Here is a 13,325-nt window from a genome sequence, read left to right on the forward strand (position 1 = left end):
TCCGCCGCAATTAAGCGCTAGTAACGATAATGATCGGGCTTGTATGGTCCGTCAACATTCACATTAATATAGTCGGCTTGTTCCTGAGTAAGAACGGTCAGTTTCGCACCGATCTTTTGCAGGTGTAACCTGGCAACCTTTTCGTCCAGGTGTTTAGGTAAAACATAAACCTGATTTTCGTATTTTTCACCATTAGTCCAAAGCTCAATTTGTGCCAAAGTCTGGTTAGTAAATGAGTTAGACATAACAAAACTCGGATGCCCGGTTGCGCAACCCAGGTTGACTAATCTTCCTTCGGCTAACAGGATAATACGCTTTCCGTCAGGGAAAATGATGTGGTCGACCTGAGGCTTGATGTTTTCCCATTGATATTCTTTCAGTGAAGCAACCTGAATCTCGTTATCGAAATGACCGATGTTGCAAACAATAGCTTGATCTTTCATCGCCAGCATATGATCGTGACGAATGATATCGTAGTTACCCGTTGTGGTAACGAAAATATCGACCTGATCAACAACATCTTCTATGGTAACTACTCGATATCCTTCCATTGCCGCCTGCAGTGCACAGATAGGGTCAATTTCAGTGATAAATACCGTCGCACCCTGACCGCGTAGTGACTGAGCACAGCCTTTACCAACGTCACCATAACCACATACCAATGCAATTTTACCAGCGATCATGACGTCTGTTGCACGCTTGATTCCGTCTAACAGTGATTCTCGACATCCATATAAATTGTCGAATTTAGACTTGGTGACTGAGTCATTCACATTAATCGCAGGGAAAGGAAGTGTTCCTTCTTTCGCCATTTGGTTGAGTCGGTTAACGCCAGTTGTGGTTTCTTCAGTAACACCCTGGATATTGGCGCCAACGCGCTCATAGAATCCAGCATCTTTTTCTAATTGCTTTTTGATAGAGGCATAAAGAAAAGTTTCTTCTTCACTACCGGGGTTATCCAACAAACTTGCATCTTTAGCTGCCTGTGCACCTAAAATGACTGCTAATGTTGCATCACCACCGTCGTCCAGAATCATGTTGGCCGTTTCGCCGTTGCCCCAATCAAGAATATTGTGGGTGAATTGCCAATACTCTTCCAAAGTTTCACCTTTATAAGCGAACACAGGTACGCCCGTCGCGGCAATAGCAGCAGCTGCGTGGTCTTGAGTGGAATAAATATTACAAGAAGCCCAACGAACATCTGCGCCTAACGCGGTTAAGGTCTCAATCAGAACAGCCGTTTGAATGGTCATATGTAATGAACCGGCAATTCTTGCGCCTTTTAGTGGTTTGCTGTCGCCGAACTCTTCGCGCATTGCCATCAGGCCTGGCATTTCCGTTTCGGCTATTGCGATTTCTTTGCGGCCCCAATCAGCCAGAGACATATCTTTGACATAAAAGTCATTTTGGTTTGTCATATTTGCTCTCCAGTTAAATAGAGCGCCCTTTGAATGAAAGATAAAACTAATTGAGCGTGACGGATGGATTAATTTGTAAAATTAACGTCCGCTGCAGCGCCCCTCAACTAGTCAAATAAAAACGGCTAAAAGGTAATTTTAGCCGTTTCTAATAAAGTCGTTATGATAAAGCGGTATGAAATTGAATTAAAGCCTATTTAGCCTAACTCGCTCAATCAAATGAGCGTGTTAATTTCTCTAAATACCCTATCTCTATATTCCTGCGTCTGCGCGTAGGGCCTCGGCTTTATCGGTTTTTTCCCAGGTAAACTCTTCAATTTCTCGACCGAAGTGACCGTATGCCGCTGTCTTCTTATAGATTGGTCGAATGAGGTCTAGCATCTGAATGATTCCATAAGGCGTCAAGTCGAAATGATTTCGTACCAATTCCGCTAACTTATCTTCGCTAACCTTAGCCGTGCCAAATGTATTGAGACTAATACTAGTTGGCTGCGCGACCCCTATGGCATAAGAAACCTGGATTTCACAGCGATCAGCCAATCCTGCAGCAACAATATTTTTAGCAACATAACGACCAGCATAAGCTGCAGAACGATCAACTTTTGAAGGATCTTTTCCTGAGAAAGCTCCTCCACCGTGATGTGCAGAACCACCGTAAGTATCAACGATAATTTTTCGACCAGTTAAACCACAATCGCCAACAGGGCCACCAATCACGAAATTACCAGTCGGGTTAATATGGAATTTGGTATCAGCATGGATTAGATCGGCTGGAAGCACCGGCTTGATAATAAGCTCGCGAACTGCTTCTTGAATATCGCTCTGGCTAACGTCAGGGTTATGTTGAGTGGATAAGACCACTGCATCAATAGCGACAGGTTTGCCGTTTTCGTATCGAAGGGTTACCTGACTTTTTGCATCTGGGCGTAACCAGGACAATGTGCCGTGTTTGCGCACATGAGCCTGACGTTCCACCAACTGATGAGAATAAGTGATTGCTGCAGGCATCAAAACACTCGTTTCATTGGTTGCATACCCGAACATGAGCCCTTGATCACCGGCGCCTTGCTCTTCTTTGGTAGAGCGGTCGACACCTTGGTTAATATCGGGAGATTGTTTACCGATGGCATTGATCACCGCACAGGTATTTCCATCAAAACCAACGTCAGAACTGGTATAACCGATATCGCAAATTGTTGAACGAACAATATCTTCAAGGTCGACCCATGCTGATGTGGTGACTTCTCCTGCAACAATTGCCATGCCTGTTTTTACCATAGTCTCCACGGCCACTCGGGCATTGTCATCCTGGCGGAGTAGTTCGTCTAGCACTGCGTCAGATATCTGATCGGCAATCTTGTCAGGATGTCCTTCTGAAACAGACTCAGAAGTAAAAAGAGAGTATTCTGCCATTCGTGGTAAACCTCATTGTTTAATTCGGTTGAAATTCTCCGTGAGCGAATAGAAGGCATTAATTCATGCCAATCATCGGGTTACAGAGCGTCAAATAGAGCGCAATTGTACATATAAAAACCATATTTTTCACGATATTTAAAGTTTATAACCTATTCCTGTCAGTTATCTGTTCTATATCTCTTTTTATGATGTAAAACGCGTTACTTATTTCCTGACACTGCAAACTCGTCATCGAGTTATGAGATCTGAGTGAAAACTCGTAATTTCGCCTATACTTGCAGTCAATAAGTGTAATTTCAAGAATTATCAAAGGGTTATAAAATGGCTAAGAAGCTGCTTTTTGTTGAAGACAGTGCTTTAGTACTTAAAGTAATGCGTCGTCTAGTTGTTAATGCAGCGGAATTTAAGGCCGATTTTGCAGAATCCTATGCTCAGGCAGAGACATTTATCGGTAATAATCCTCAGCAATATTTTGCCGCTGTGGTTGATTTAAACTTGCCAGATGCGCCTAAGGGGGAGGTTGTTGACCTGGTTTTAAGCAACAAAATACCTACCTTGGTATTGACCGCGACCTATGATGAAAACAAAAGAAACGAGCTCTACAAAAAAGGCATTGTCGATTATGTTGTCAAAGAAAATCGCTATTCATACGATTATGCGATGAAGCTGATTATCAGGCTGAGCCGAAACCATGCCATTAAAGTGATGGTTGTTGATGACTCTCTGGTTGCTCGCAAGCAAGCGTCGAACTTGCTAAAAAAATACCTGTTTCAAGTGGTTGAGGCGGACGGAGCTAAGCAAGCTATAAGGGCGCTAATTGATGAGCCCGATATTAAGTTAGTGATTACTGACTATCATATGCCTGATGTGGATGGCTTTGAGTTGGTTAAATTGCTAAGAGGAAAGTACGATAAACACGATCTGACAATTATTGGGCTTTCAGGAGAAGGTGACGCATCGCTATCTGCCAGATTTATCAAAAATGGCGCCAATGATTTTTTGAGGAAACCGTTTAACCAGGAAGAGTTTTATTGCCGAGTTATGCATAATATTGAGTCGCTGGAGGCAATTGAAACCATCAAGGATGCAGCCAATCGTGATTACTTAACCGGCCTTTATAATCGACAGCATTTTTATCAACTGGCCAACGCAAAAATCGGTCGATGTCAGGAGTCTGGCGATGAGTATTCGATGGCAATTATTGAAATTGATGATTTCAGAGAATTTAATAATGTATTTAGCGAATATGGAGATACCGTATTAATTAAATTTGCCAAGGAACTACATGAGAAGTTTTCGCAGTTTATTACGGCGAGGTTAAATGGTAGTCAGTTAGTGGCATTTTTATGGGGGATTTCGTTAGACGATTGTCATCATCATATGAATGATTTGCGTGAAAGGATTAAAGAGTTGTCTATCGACACCGATAGCGGCGAACAATATTTAAGTGTGAGTGTAGGGCTTTCTCATTCGGGAGAGCTAACATTACGGCAGATGTTGGAGGATTGTGACGAGTTAATTAGTCGAGCACAGGAAGCCGGTAAAGACTTGGTTTTGTATGACTAATTTAATGCTTTTGTTGGTTTTAGCACGAGTAAAATAATGACTGTTCCCAGTGAATAAACCATCAAAAATGTTAAAGAGTGACTGATGTTTTTGGCATTCGAGTATGCCATCATTATTAACCATCCGCTAACCCCACTACTTATTATCGTGAGAAATCCAAGTACTAGCTCCATCAGGGGATGATTGCGTGTCAGGTAGTTTACAAAAAAGAATGTGCTAATAGTTGAAAAGATAAGGTAACCCTCAAGGGATAAGCGGCCGCTAAATCCTGAGCCTGTTTCCGTTGCATTGATAATGATTAGGCATAACCCGGCGAAACAAATCCAGATACTTCGAATCGCGTAGTTTAAGTCGATAATCTTGTTAGAAAAGTCGGAATAGACAAGCCGGTAATTTTTCATTCGAGTTCTTTTTCATGTTAGTTTCTTGTTTAACGGTTGAGCGCCGAAAAAATTTCGAACGTAATTAGTGGATTGAATGTAGGTTATGGCGTAGGAAGGAAATGAGATAAGCCTTATTACCTAATACTATATGAGATAATTGAGTGATTCTCATTTTGCCCCAAGAATGGTAAAGTTCTGCTCCAGATTAATCTTGCTCTATTATTATCAAATTCTTGTATGGAATTTCATCAATCGCTTGAACCAACACAGCTGGTTAAGCGCTACAAACGATTTCTTACTGACGTTATTCACCCGAATGAGGGAGAAATGACGGTTCATTGTCCGAATACCGGTTCTATGAAAAACTGTTGGCAACCTGGTTGGACCGCGTGGATTTTAGATAGTCAAAATCCTAAACGGAAATACCAGTATACTTGGGTGCTGTCAGAAAATGACAAAGGCGATTTAATCGGCATTAATACCCATTTTGCTAACAATATTGTCTATGAGGCGATAGTTGCAGGCAAAGTTAAAGAACTGGTTGGATTTGCCGATGTAAAAAAAGAAGTGAAATATGGTGAAGAGAATAGCCGAATTGACATATTGTTGACCGACGAAAGTGATCAAAAAACATTTGTTGAAGTTAAAAGCGTTACATTGCTGGAAGATGATGACAAAGGCTATTTTCCTGATGCAGTCACCACCAGGGGGCAAAAGCATCTGCGTGAATTAATGCATTGTGTTAAACAAGGTCATCGCGCAGTTTTATTTTTCCTGGTGCAGCATACCGGTATTAATAGTGTGTCTGCAGCGGCACATATTGACCCTGATTATTCTCAAGTATTGGCCGAAGCGATAAGCGCCGGGGTTGAGGTGCTTGTTTATAATACCGATATTTCCGTTAATGAAATTAAATTAGGCAGAAGCCTTGAGTTTCATCAGTAAGTAGAAAGATTCAATATTTAATATTTCGATAAGAACTATCAGGCGCTTGTCATTGGTATAAATAGGCGATAGGCTGGGTGGTTTACGTGTTTTAGGGGCTGATCGAGATTAATTATTGCTATTATTGGATACAAAACTTAAATAACGCGTTAACAAAATAATAACGATAAACTATCGCAAATAAACTATAAATAATATTCGAAATTACTTTTATTAAGGGTAAGGGTTGTAAGTGGAAACAGGCGCTCATTTGTTGAAAGTTGGGGATTTTGTTCTCAACACCAGCAGCCGTAAACTATTTGACAGCGAAAACAAAGAAGTTTCGTTGTCTCCTACCTTGTACACATTATTAAAATTCTTTATCGATCATCAAAACAGTGTTTTAACCAAAGACATGATTATTACTCATGTCTGGAAAGGAAAAACGGTTGTTGATGCGAATGTTAATCAAAATATTAAAAAGTTAAGAGATACGTTAGGAGATTCAGCTTCTGATCCTAAGTACATTGAGACAGTTACCGGGGAAGGGTTTCGGTTTGTTGCGAATTCCGAGGAGTATAAGGCTGTGCCATTTGGTGGACAGGCTTTAAACCTTAAAGTTAATTATTTTTATGTTTTACTAATTTTTGTATTGATCGGTACTGCTATTTATCTGGCGAACAAGGAAAGTGAACAACAGACAATAAGAGAGCTTTATCCTTTAACAACACTAAAAGGTTTGGAACATCATCCCGAAGTATCTTCTGATAATAAGTTTCTTTTATTTAGCCATAAAAATAGAAGTTCGTGGGATATTTATTTGAAACCGCTTAATCAAGAGTCATATTATGCGGTAGTTAACTCTGAGCAGAATGAGATGTTTCCTGTACTTTCTCCGAGTGGTACAAAACTAATTTATTATTTATACGGTGCGGATAAGTGCGGATTATATATCAGAGATATTGATCTCGAAGCTGTTAAACTTGGGGAAGAAACTCCAATCAAGCTATGTCGAGGTGGAGCTCAAAGACTAAGAGCTGAATGGAAAGATGAAGATGAAATTTTTATCGCAATCAATGAAGATATGGATTCTCCCGCGAGTATTTACCACTATAACCTGAATAACAAACAACAATCCCTTATTTCGAAACCAGATTCAAAAGGCTTTGGTGATTATGCTTTTAAATATTCTAAAAAGTTTAATAAGTTGGCTTATATTCGAGATATAGGCTGGTCATCTTCAGAAATTTGGATCTATGACGTATCAACTGGAACTCACAAGATAATAAAGTCCATGCCCTGGCTTTTGGATGGTTTGGATTGGGACGCGGATGGTGCGTTATTTTTTCAGTCTGGTAATAAAGAGATTTCGAAAATATCTGCAGATGGATCCAGCGAGAAAATATTAACCAAATTTTTATTAAATATTTATACGCCATTTTTAGTTAGTGAAGACAAAATAGGAGTTGTTATTGGTGAGTATTTCGTCATAGATGTCGGTGTTTTTGATATTGAAGCCGGAACAAGTGAGACATTAATTAGCTCTAGCTTTAATGATTATTTAGCTGCTGGTGGCAATGATTTCGTTACTTTTATTTCGAATCGTTCTGGCGAGCCTCAAATATGGATGAGGAATGCTAAAGGTAGTGATATTCAACTGACACAATACGACGACTCATTTGAGATTAAGTGGTTGTCTGCTTCACCTAATGGTGATCTGATTATGTATAACAAGAGCGGGACGACTAATATTATTGATAAGTTGGGTAACGTGATTTTCAATTCTGAAAACTATTCGAGCCAAGTTCACAATAACCCTGTTTTTGATGTGAAAAACGACCGTTTTATATATTCGATTCAATATGAAGGTGAATGGAGTATTGAATCTAGAAAGTTAAGTTCTCTAGGAGAGCGAGCTACTTTATTTAAGGGAATTGCCGCTAGACCTTGTATCAATGAAGACTGTCTTTTTTACTTTAAAGAAAGAGACCCTTATATTTATAAATATATCCCAAAAAATAATTCTAGCATTCAAGTAGCTAATGTTGGTGCATTAAGAAAGGTTGATGAATGGGATGTTTATGATGAAAACCATATACTTTATCTTGAAAAAAATGAATCAATTAATCGAATCATAAAACTTAATATTCAATCAGGAGATAAGGTTATTCTATTAGAGTCGAAAGTTAAAAATTTTAGTTTTGATAAAGTTAAAAAACTTATATATACAAATATAGTGTCTGAAGGCAACATTGATATTATGTATTTCAATCGTTAGATGAGCCAAGGACTTTTATATAGAGTCTGTAAAAATTAACTTGAATGCTAACATAGGAAATTCTTTAAAAAATCTCTTAAGGAGTTTTTGTGGTTATCATATTAAGCGAAACTAGTAAATAAATTATTGTGATTTTAGCTTAAATTGTGTGTAAAAATATCTATTCACGCTGAGTCCTAAATAATAAATTAGTTAAAAAATGAACGGATTTGATATTTATATGAGGTTTATGAATATTTATTACGTATTTATTCGTTTTTTTCCTTCTTACTATTCATTATTAAAGTGACTTTGCAAAAACACTAATTTAAGTAAGAGGAATAAATCATGTATAAATTGTTTGCTGTATTGGCGCTATCGATTTCATTGTCTACTTCGGTCTCAGCTAATGAAGAGGCATCTGAAGAATTACCTGAAACTATAGATAGAAGTTTACTTGAGAAACTGTTTGATGAAACCACCTACGGTTGTCCGAATTATCCCCACTGTAGTAATACGACTGAGGCAGAAGATTATAGTTTAGAAAAAACTCACGAAGCCGAAAGCTATTCAGATTCAGAAGAAGACCGAGATAAGAATACTAACAACCCTGAATAAGAACGAAGTAAATAAATTTATCAAATGTAGTAAAGCCTATTTCACAAGGTCTGATAACCGATGTTATCAGACCTTCTTGCTATCACTTTTGGAATCTTTATCACCACTAACTTTACATCTGTTTTGACAATACCTGCCAATTGTTTGTGTTAAATGCTCCAGTATGGTGCTGGCCCGACCACAGGAGTAGTCTAGCCGAATTCCCACTAGTAAATAAAATCTCCCCAAACTGTAATCCCCATTTATGAATCCAATGTGAAATCCTGCGTTAAATTCACGCAAAAAAGATTTTTACCTAATTTTATGAGCGAAATCTCAAATATTTATGTGGATTTATATCCTTTAATATCAATAGGTTAGTCGAATTTATCTCAATTTATTCGATTTCCGGTATCCCAAGCGGTATTGTCGATACTGTTCTCGCCAATTCTCATCTAGAGAGGCGATGAAAGAACACTTTATTCACTTTTTTAAAGCACAAACACGGTTGGAGGATTAAGTTGAAAGTTGTCGCCACCAATAAGATTAAGGATGCTCAGCTGCGTTACCCGGCTGCTCATAAGCAACTTGAAGGCTGGTATCAAATTCTCCACGAGGGGAATTTTTACTCAGACCGAGCTTTACGAGCAACATTTGGAGACATGCGTGGATTCAGCTATCAGTACAAGTTTCCCGTTCCAGGAACAACGTTACTCGTCCATACACTTATTAATTTTGAATCACAAGTCGCCTTTATCGAAACGATAAAGCCCGGAAACCATTAGAGGAATATCGAAATGCAAGAAGCACTGGAAAGAGCAGTACAACACTGGAATATGGTTGCTCCAGTGGTTGACACTCCAAAAACCCCCGAAGATTATGAAACACTATTGTCTAATCTTAAGTCAACAATGGAATTAGTAGAAAATCGCCCGAATAGTCCATTGGCTGGACTGATTAAGGCAATGTCACGAGCAGCACAAGAATATGAAGGATCATTTCTGTATGAGCAACAGGGTGGAGCACTGCTTGCACTGAGATATTTGATTAAGTTGCACAATATTAAACAGTCGGACTTGAAGGAAATTGGTAGTCAGGGCGTTGTCTCTGAAATCCTGAATGGTAAACGCTCTTTGACTTTACGTCATGTGCGCGAACTATCTAAAAGATTTAACGTGTCTCCAAATACATTTATTGATTCGTAGATTATCGCTTTTCCACGGGGGATAGTTATATCCCCCGGGCTGACTCTCTATTTACCTTCTTCATGGCGTTTGAATTCTGTTGCTATTTTTGCCTGCTAAAAAATTCGATTTACAATCGCCTAATGCTTATGAATTTTTGAGATATTTCAAAAATAAAATCTCAAATAATTAAGTACACTTGTACAAAAATTGCTTCTCTTCGCATGTTGCGATTTTAATCGAAAATCTCGCTGATCAATCTTCCCAAAGAAAGTTTTCTTTGCATAATAAATTTACTGGTTGCTGTTTTTTTGACCAGTTAACTTCAAATGGAAAATATACCTAACCTGAGTTCGGGATAAGAAAAGCCAGAAAGTCTTTAAATTTTAAAGCATCATTAAAATACCGCTCAATATTGTTGGTAGAACAATCTAAAAAATTCGGTCAGTGCGAGGAGCTGAGCGGATATCAAGGTGAGGTTGCGTGGTAATAGCGAGCTATTGGCAGCAAACTCAACGCTGAGAGCCGATTAAATCCTTGTGCTGGATGGCTGTTCTTATCCCGAACTCAGGTTACCTACACAGGAGATTATAATGAAAACGACAGCACGTTATAGCAGTAGGTTGTACCGCCAATTAAGCAGATGGGTTTCGTTAGCAATATTACTATTCGCTCACGTTTTAACCGTTAGTGCAGATGTAAAAGAAACGCCAATCAATTTTCAACCAGCTGCATTCTCTCAATTATCAAACGCCAATCAGTTGATTGTTAAGTTTAAAAACAACGCAAACTCTGGGACATTCAGCCAGGCCCAAATCCTTAACAGGGTTCAAGCCATTAACCAGGAGCTGAGTATTTCTTTAGAATTAAAACGAACCATGGGATCTGGTGCGCAATTATTTACCTTAGACACAAGTTCAATAAATAATATTAGTATGGATAATGTCATTACTCAGCTCTCGAAGCGTAGTGACATAGAATACGCCGTGCCCAACATCCGGCTGTACACGATGGCAACGCCAAATGACACCCGTTATAACGAACAGTGGCATTATTATGAGGCAACCGGTGGCATTAATATGCCACCTGCATGGGATATTAACGAGGGTAACGGAGTCATTGTGGCAGTTATTGATACTGGTTACCGCCCACACGTTGATCTGGTGGCCAATATCGTCGGCGGCTACGATTTTATTTCAGATAGCGGCACTGCAAGAGATGGTGATGGTAGAGATTCCGACGCCAGTGACGAAGGTGATTGGTTTGGGCTTTTTGAGTGCCCCGGAGCACTATTTTTCCAGATGGATAGTAGTTGGCATGGCACTCACGTAGCAGGAACAATCAGCGCAGTCACTAATAACAGTCTTGGTGTGGCAGGAATTGCGCCGAAAGCAAAAGTTTTGCCCGTGCGTGTTTTGGGCAAGTGTGGCGGGACACTGGATGATATTCAAGACGGAATGCTTTGGGCTGCAGGGCTCTCGGTACCAGGAATTCCCGCCAATCCCAATCCTGCACAGGTTATCAATTTGAGTTTAGGTGGACAGTCTGCCTGTGATGCTTCAATGCAGGACGTGGTTAACCAGGTTGTTGCAGCAGGAACAACCGTGGTAGCAGCTGCGGGTAATAGTAGTGCTGATGCTTCGGGATTTACCCCCGCCAGCTGTAATAATGTGGTGACCATCGCGGCCACTAATCGAAGTGGCGGTCGTGCCAGCTATTCCAATTTCGGTAGTGTCGTAGAAGTGGCTGCTCCAGGCGGAGAAACAGCTTCCGGCGCTTCCAATGGCGTTTTATCAACACTCAATACTGGTACGCAAACACCTGAAAATGATAACTATGAGTTTTACCAGGGAACCAGTATGGCATCGCCTCATGCCGCAGGTGTCGCGGCACTTTTATATAGTCATCAATCGACGATAACACCTGCCCAGGTTAATCAAACACTCATTGATACTGCGCGAAGCTTCCCCGCTAGTTGTAGCGGTTGCGGCGCAGGAATTATCGACGCGGCCGCAGCGCTTGCGTCATTAAATGGAACCAATCAGCCACCGAATGCTGCTTTCAGTTTTGCAGCCAACTTGCTCAGTGTCAGTTTTACAGATGGTAGTTCGGATTCTGACGGAAGTATCGTTAGCTGGAGTTGGGATTTTGGCGATACAAACAGCGCGTCAACCCAAAACCCGGTGCACAGCTATGCCAGTGCCGGTACTTATAGCGTCACGTTAACCGTCACTGATAATGAAGGTGCGCAAGATTCAACCACGCAAAATGTGACGGTCAGTGATTCAAGCAACCAACCACCTCAAGCAGCGTTTACTTACAGCGCTAATAACCTTGACATATCGTTTACTGATCAAAGTTCTGACGCCGATGGAAACATTGTTGGATGGAGCTGGGATTTTGGTGACAGTAACAACGCTTCTTCTCAAAACCCAAATCATTCCTATGCTACTGCCGGAACTTATACCGTGACGTTAACTGTTACCGACGATGATGGTGCTCAAAGTTCAACGAGCCAACAAGTGACTGTGACTGCGCCTCCAGCAAACATTAATTTGACGGTTTCAACGGTTTCTATCTGGATATTTACTCAGGTCAGTTTAAATTGGAATGGGGCGACTGGAACAAACATTGATATCTATGAAAATGGCTCTTTATATACCACGACGGCTAATGATGGAGCATGGTCCGAGTGGCGGATCGGAACTGTTAACTCTACGTTCAAAGTGTGCGAAGCAGGAACTTCAAACTGTTCTGATGATGTCCCAAGTAATTAGCCTACTTTAGGTTGCCTTAATTGACAGACGTTGTTCATTATGAAGGAGTCAATTGACTCCTTCATCTTTTCTGTTCGAAGTTTTCATAAATCATACGCCCATATTTTAAGTTGTAAGATCATCTAAAGTTCTAAAATTATTTTGAATAGTTTTTTACGACTGGCAGTAGTTTGAAGGATTTTGTTTTTGACAATACAATGAAGTGAAAAATAGGATGTTTCGAAAATAAACTATTCTTATGCCACATGAATTTTCTATTTTGAGGGCTAAACTATGATACTTTCACCTATTGAACCCGACGACTTTAAAATTTGGCAAGATATGCGCAAAGCGTTATATCAAAGTTGTGATGAAGATTTTCTTGAAGATGAACTCATTAAAATTAACCAGCGTTCAGACTGGTTTTGTTATCTGATCAAAGACGTCTATGGAGAAATGATTGGAATGGTCGAGTTATCTTCTCGAAATGTTGTTGATGGATGTTTAAGTAGCCCTGTTGCCTACCTTGAAGGTTTGTACTTACTGCCAGAATATCGAGCGAAAGGAATCGGTCGACAAGTGATTCAGCTTGTTCTTCAGTGGAGTAAATCAAATGGTTTTTCAGAGTTAGCCACTGATACCGAATTAACCAACACCAAGGCTCAAAAGTTTTATAGCATGCTTGGCTTTGAGGAAGTTGATAGGGTTGTTGAATATCGAATTCAAGTTAAATAATGTTAAACGTAACCTGATCAACTTTGCATAAAGTTGGACTTTTAAAAATATTCAGGGCGTGTTAATCCAAATAATTTCAACGAGCCTTA

The 13,325-nt window shown here is 39.9% G+C and carries 11 protein-coding genes and 1 riboswitch; of the genes, 8 read left to right on the forward strand and 3 right to left on the reverse strand.

Annotation, left to right across the window (positions count from 1 at the left end; all coding sequences use genetic code 11):
* Window positions 1-17 precede the first annotated feature (17 nt).
* Window positions 18-1,418 carry an adenosylhomocysteinase gene (gene ahcY, locus FLL46_RS05770; RefSeq protein ID WP_142892522.1) on the reverse strand — a complete coding sequence of 467 codons (1,401 nt, stop codon included), beginning with the start codon at window positions 1,416-1,418 and terminating at the stop codon, window positions 18-20.
* A gap of 13 nt (window positions 1,419-1,431) precedes the next feature.
* Window positions 1,432-1,529: riboswitch (S-adenosyl-L-homocysteine riboswitch) on the reverse strand.
* Window positions 1,530-1,670: 141 nt separating this feature from the next.
* A complete protein-coding gene (gene metK, locus FLL46_RS05775) occupies window positions 1,671-2,831 on the reverse strand; it encodes a methionine adenosyltransferase (protein ID WP_142892523.1) in 1,161 nt (386 codons plus the stop codon).
* Between the two features lie 324 nt (window positions 2,832-3,155).
* Here metK and FLL46_RS05780 point away from each other — a divergent pair, with 324 nt between their 5' ends.
* Window positions 3,156-4,400 carry a response regulator gene (locus FLL46_RS05780; protein ID WP_142892524.1) on the forward strand — a complete coding sequence of 415 codons (1,245 nt, stop codon included), beginning with the start codon at window positions 3,156-3,158 and terminating at the stop codon, window positions 4,398-4,400.
* On the opposite strand, the gene FLL46_RS05785 is transcribed toward FLL46_RS05780, so the two are convergent.
* Complete coding sequence (locus FLL46_RS05785; RefSeq protein ID WP_142892525.1) at window positions 4,397-4,801, reverse strand: hypothetical protein; 405 nt, start codon at window positions 4,799-4,801, stop codon at window positions 4,397-4,399. The genes FLL46_RS05780 and FLL46_RS05785 overlap by 4 nt on opposite strands.
* A 219-nt stretch (window positions 4,802-5,020) precedes the next feature.
* Here FLL46_RS05785 and sfsA point away from each other — a divergent pair, with 219 nt between their 5' ends.
* From sfsA to FLL46_RS05825, 7 genes are all read left to right on the forward strand, one after another.
* The gene (gene sfsA / locus FLL46_RS05790; protein WP_142892526.1) at window positions 5,021-5,728 is read left to right on the forward strand and encodes a DNA/RNA nuclease SfsA; all 708 of its coding nucleotides are present in this window, start codon (window positions 5,021-5,023) and stop codon (window positions 5,726-5,728) included.
* Between the two features lie 232 nt (window positions 5,729-5,960).
* Window positions 5,961-7,985: a winged helix-turn-helix domain-containing protein gene (locus FLL46_RS05795; RefSeq protein ID WP_142892527.1), complete on the forward strand. Its 2,025-nt coding sequence runs from the start codon at window positions 5,961-5,963 to the stop codon at window positions 7,983-7,985.
* Between the two features lie 327 nt (window positions 7,986-8,312).
* On the forward strand, window positions 8,313-8,582 hold the full coding sequence (locus tag FLL46_RS05800) for a hypothetical protein (RefSeq protein WP_142892528.1): 270 nt from the start codon (window positions 8,313-8,315) through the stop codon (window positions 8,580-8,582).
* A 500-nt stretch (window positions 8,583-9,082) separates the two neighbouring features.
* Window positions 9,083-9,346, forward strand: coding sequence for a type II toxin-antitoxin system HigB family toxin (locus FLL46_RS05810; RefSeq protein WP_168204064.1), 264 nt, complete (start codon window positions 9,083-9,085; stop codon window positions 9,344-9,346).
* A 12-nt stretch (window positions 9,347-9,358) separates the two neighbouring features.
* Window positions 9,359-9,766, forward strand: coding sequence for a helix-turn-helix domain-containing protein (locus FLL46_RS05815; protein WP_142892530.1), 408 nt, complete (start codon window positions 9,359-9,361; stop codon window positions 9,764-9,766).
* 572 nt (window positions 9,767-10,338) lie between these two features.
* A complete protein-coding gene (locus FLL46_RS05820; protein ID WP_142892531.1) occupies window positions 10,339-12,522 on the forward strand; it encodes a S8 family serine peptidase in 2,184 nt (727 codons plus the stop codon).
* Window positions 12,523-12,795: 273 nt separating this feature from the next.
* Complete coding sequence (locus tag FLL46_RS05825; RefSeq protein ID WP_142892532.1) at window positions 12,796-13,236, forward strand: GNAT family N-acetyltransferase; 441 nt, start codon at window positions 12,796-12,798, stop codon at window positions 13,234-13,236.
* The last annotated feature ends 89 nt before the right edge of the window (window positions 13,237-13,325 follow it).

Source organism: Aliikangiella coralliicola, assembly GCF_007004725.1.
In the GTDB taxonomy this organism is placed as follows: Bacteria; Pseudomonadota; Gammaproteobacteria; order Enterobacterales; family Kangiellaceae; genus Aliikangiella; species Aliikangiella coralliicola.

Excerpts from the sequence above, each read along its gene's own strand:
- ahcY (WP_142892522.1), bottom strand. The coding sequence starts at position 1,418 with ATGACAAACCAAAATGACTTTTATGTCAAAGATATGTCTCTGGCTGAT.
- metK (WP_142892523.1), bottom strand. The coding sequence starts at position 2,831 with ATGGCAGAATACTCTCTTTTTACTTCTGAGTCTGTTTCAGAAGGACAT.
- FLL46_RS05780 (WP_142892524.1), top strand. The coding sequence starts at position 3,156 with ATGGCTAAGAAGCTGCTTTTTGTTGAAGACAGTGCTTTAGTACTTAAA.
- FLL46_RS05785 (WP_142892525.1), bottom strand. The coding sequence starts at position 4,801 with ATGAAAAATTACCGGCTTGTCTATTCCGACTTTTCTAACAAGATTATC.
- sfsA (WP_142892526.1), top strand. The coding sequence starts at position 5,021 with ATGGAATTTCATCAATCGCTTGAACCAACACAGCTGGTTAAGCGCTAC.
- FLL46_RS05800 (WP_142892528.1), top strand. The coding sequence starts at position 8,313 with ATGTATAAATTGTTTGCTGTATTGGCGCTATCGATTTCATTGTCTACT.
- FLL46_RS05815 (WP_142892530.1), top strand. The coding sequence starts at position 9,359 with ATGCAAGAAGCACTGGAAAGAGCAGTACAACACTGGAATATGGTTGCT.
- FLL46_RS05820 (WP_142892531.1), top strand. The coding sequence starts at position 10,339 with ATGAAAACGACAGCACGTTATAGCAGTAGGTTGTACCGCCAATTAAGC.
- FLL46_RS05825 (WP_142892532.1), top strand. The coding sequence starts at position 12,796 with ATGATACTTTCACCTATTGAACCCGACGACTTTAAAATTTGGCAAGAT.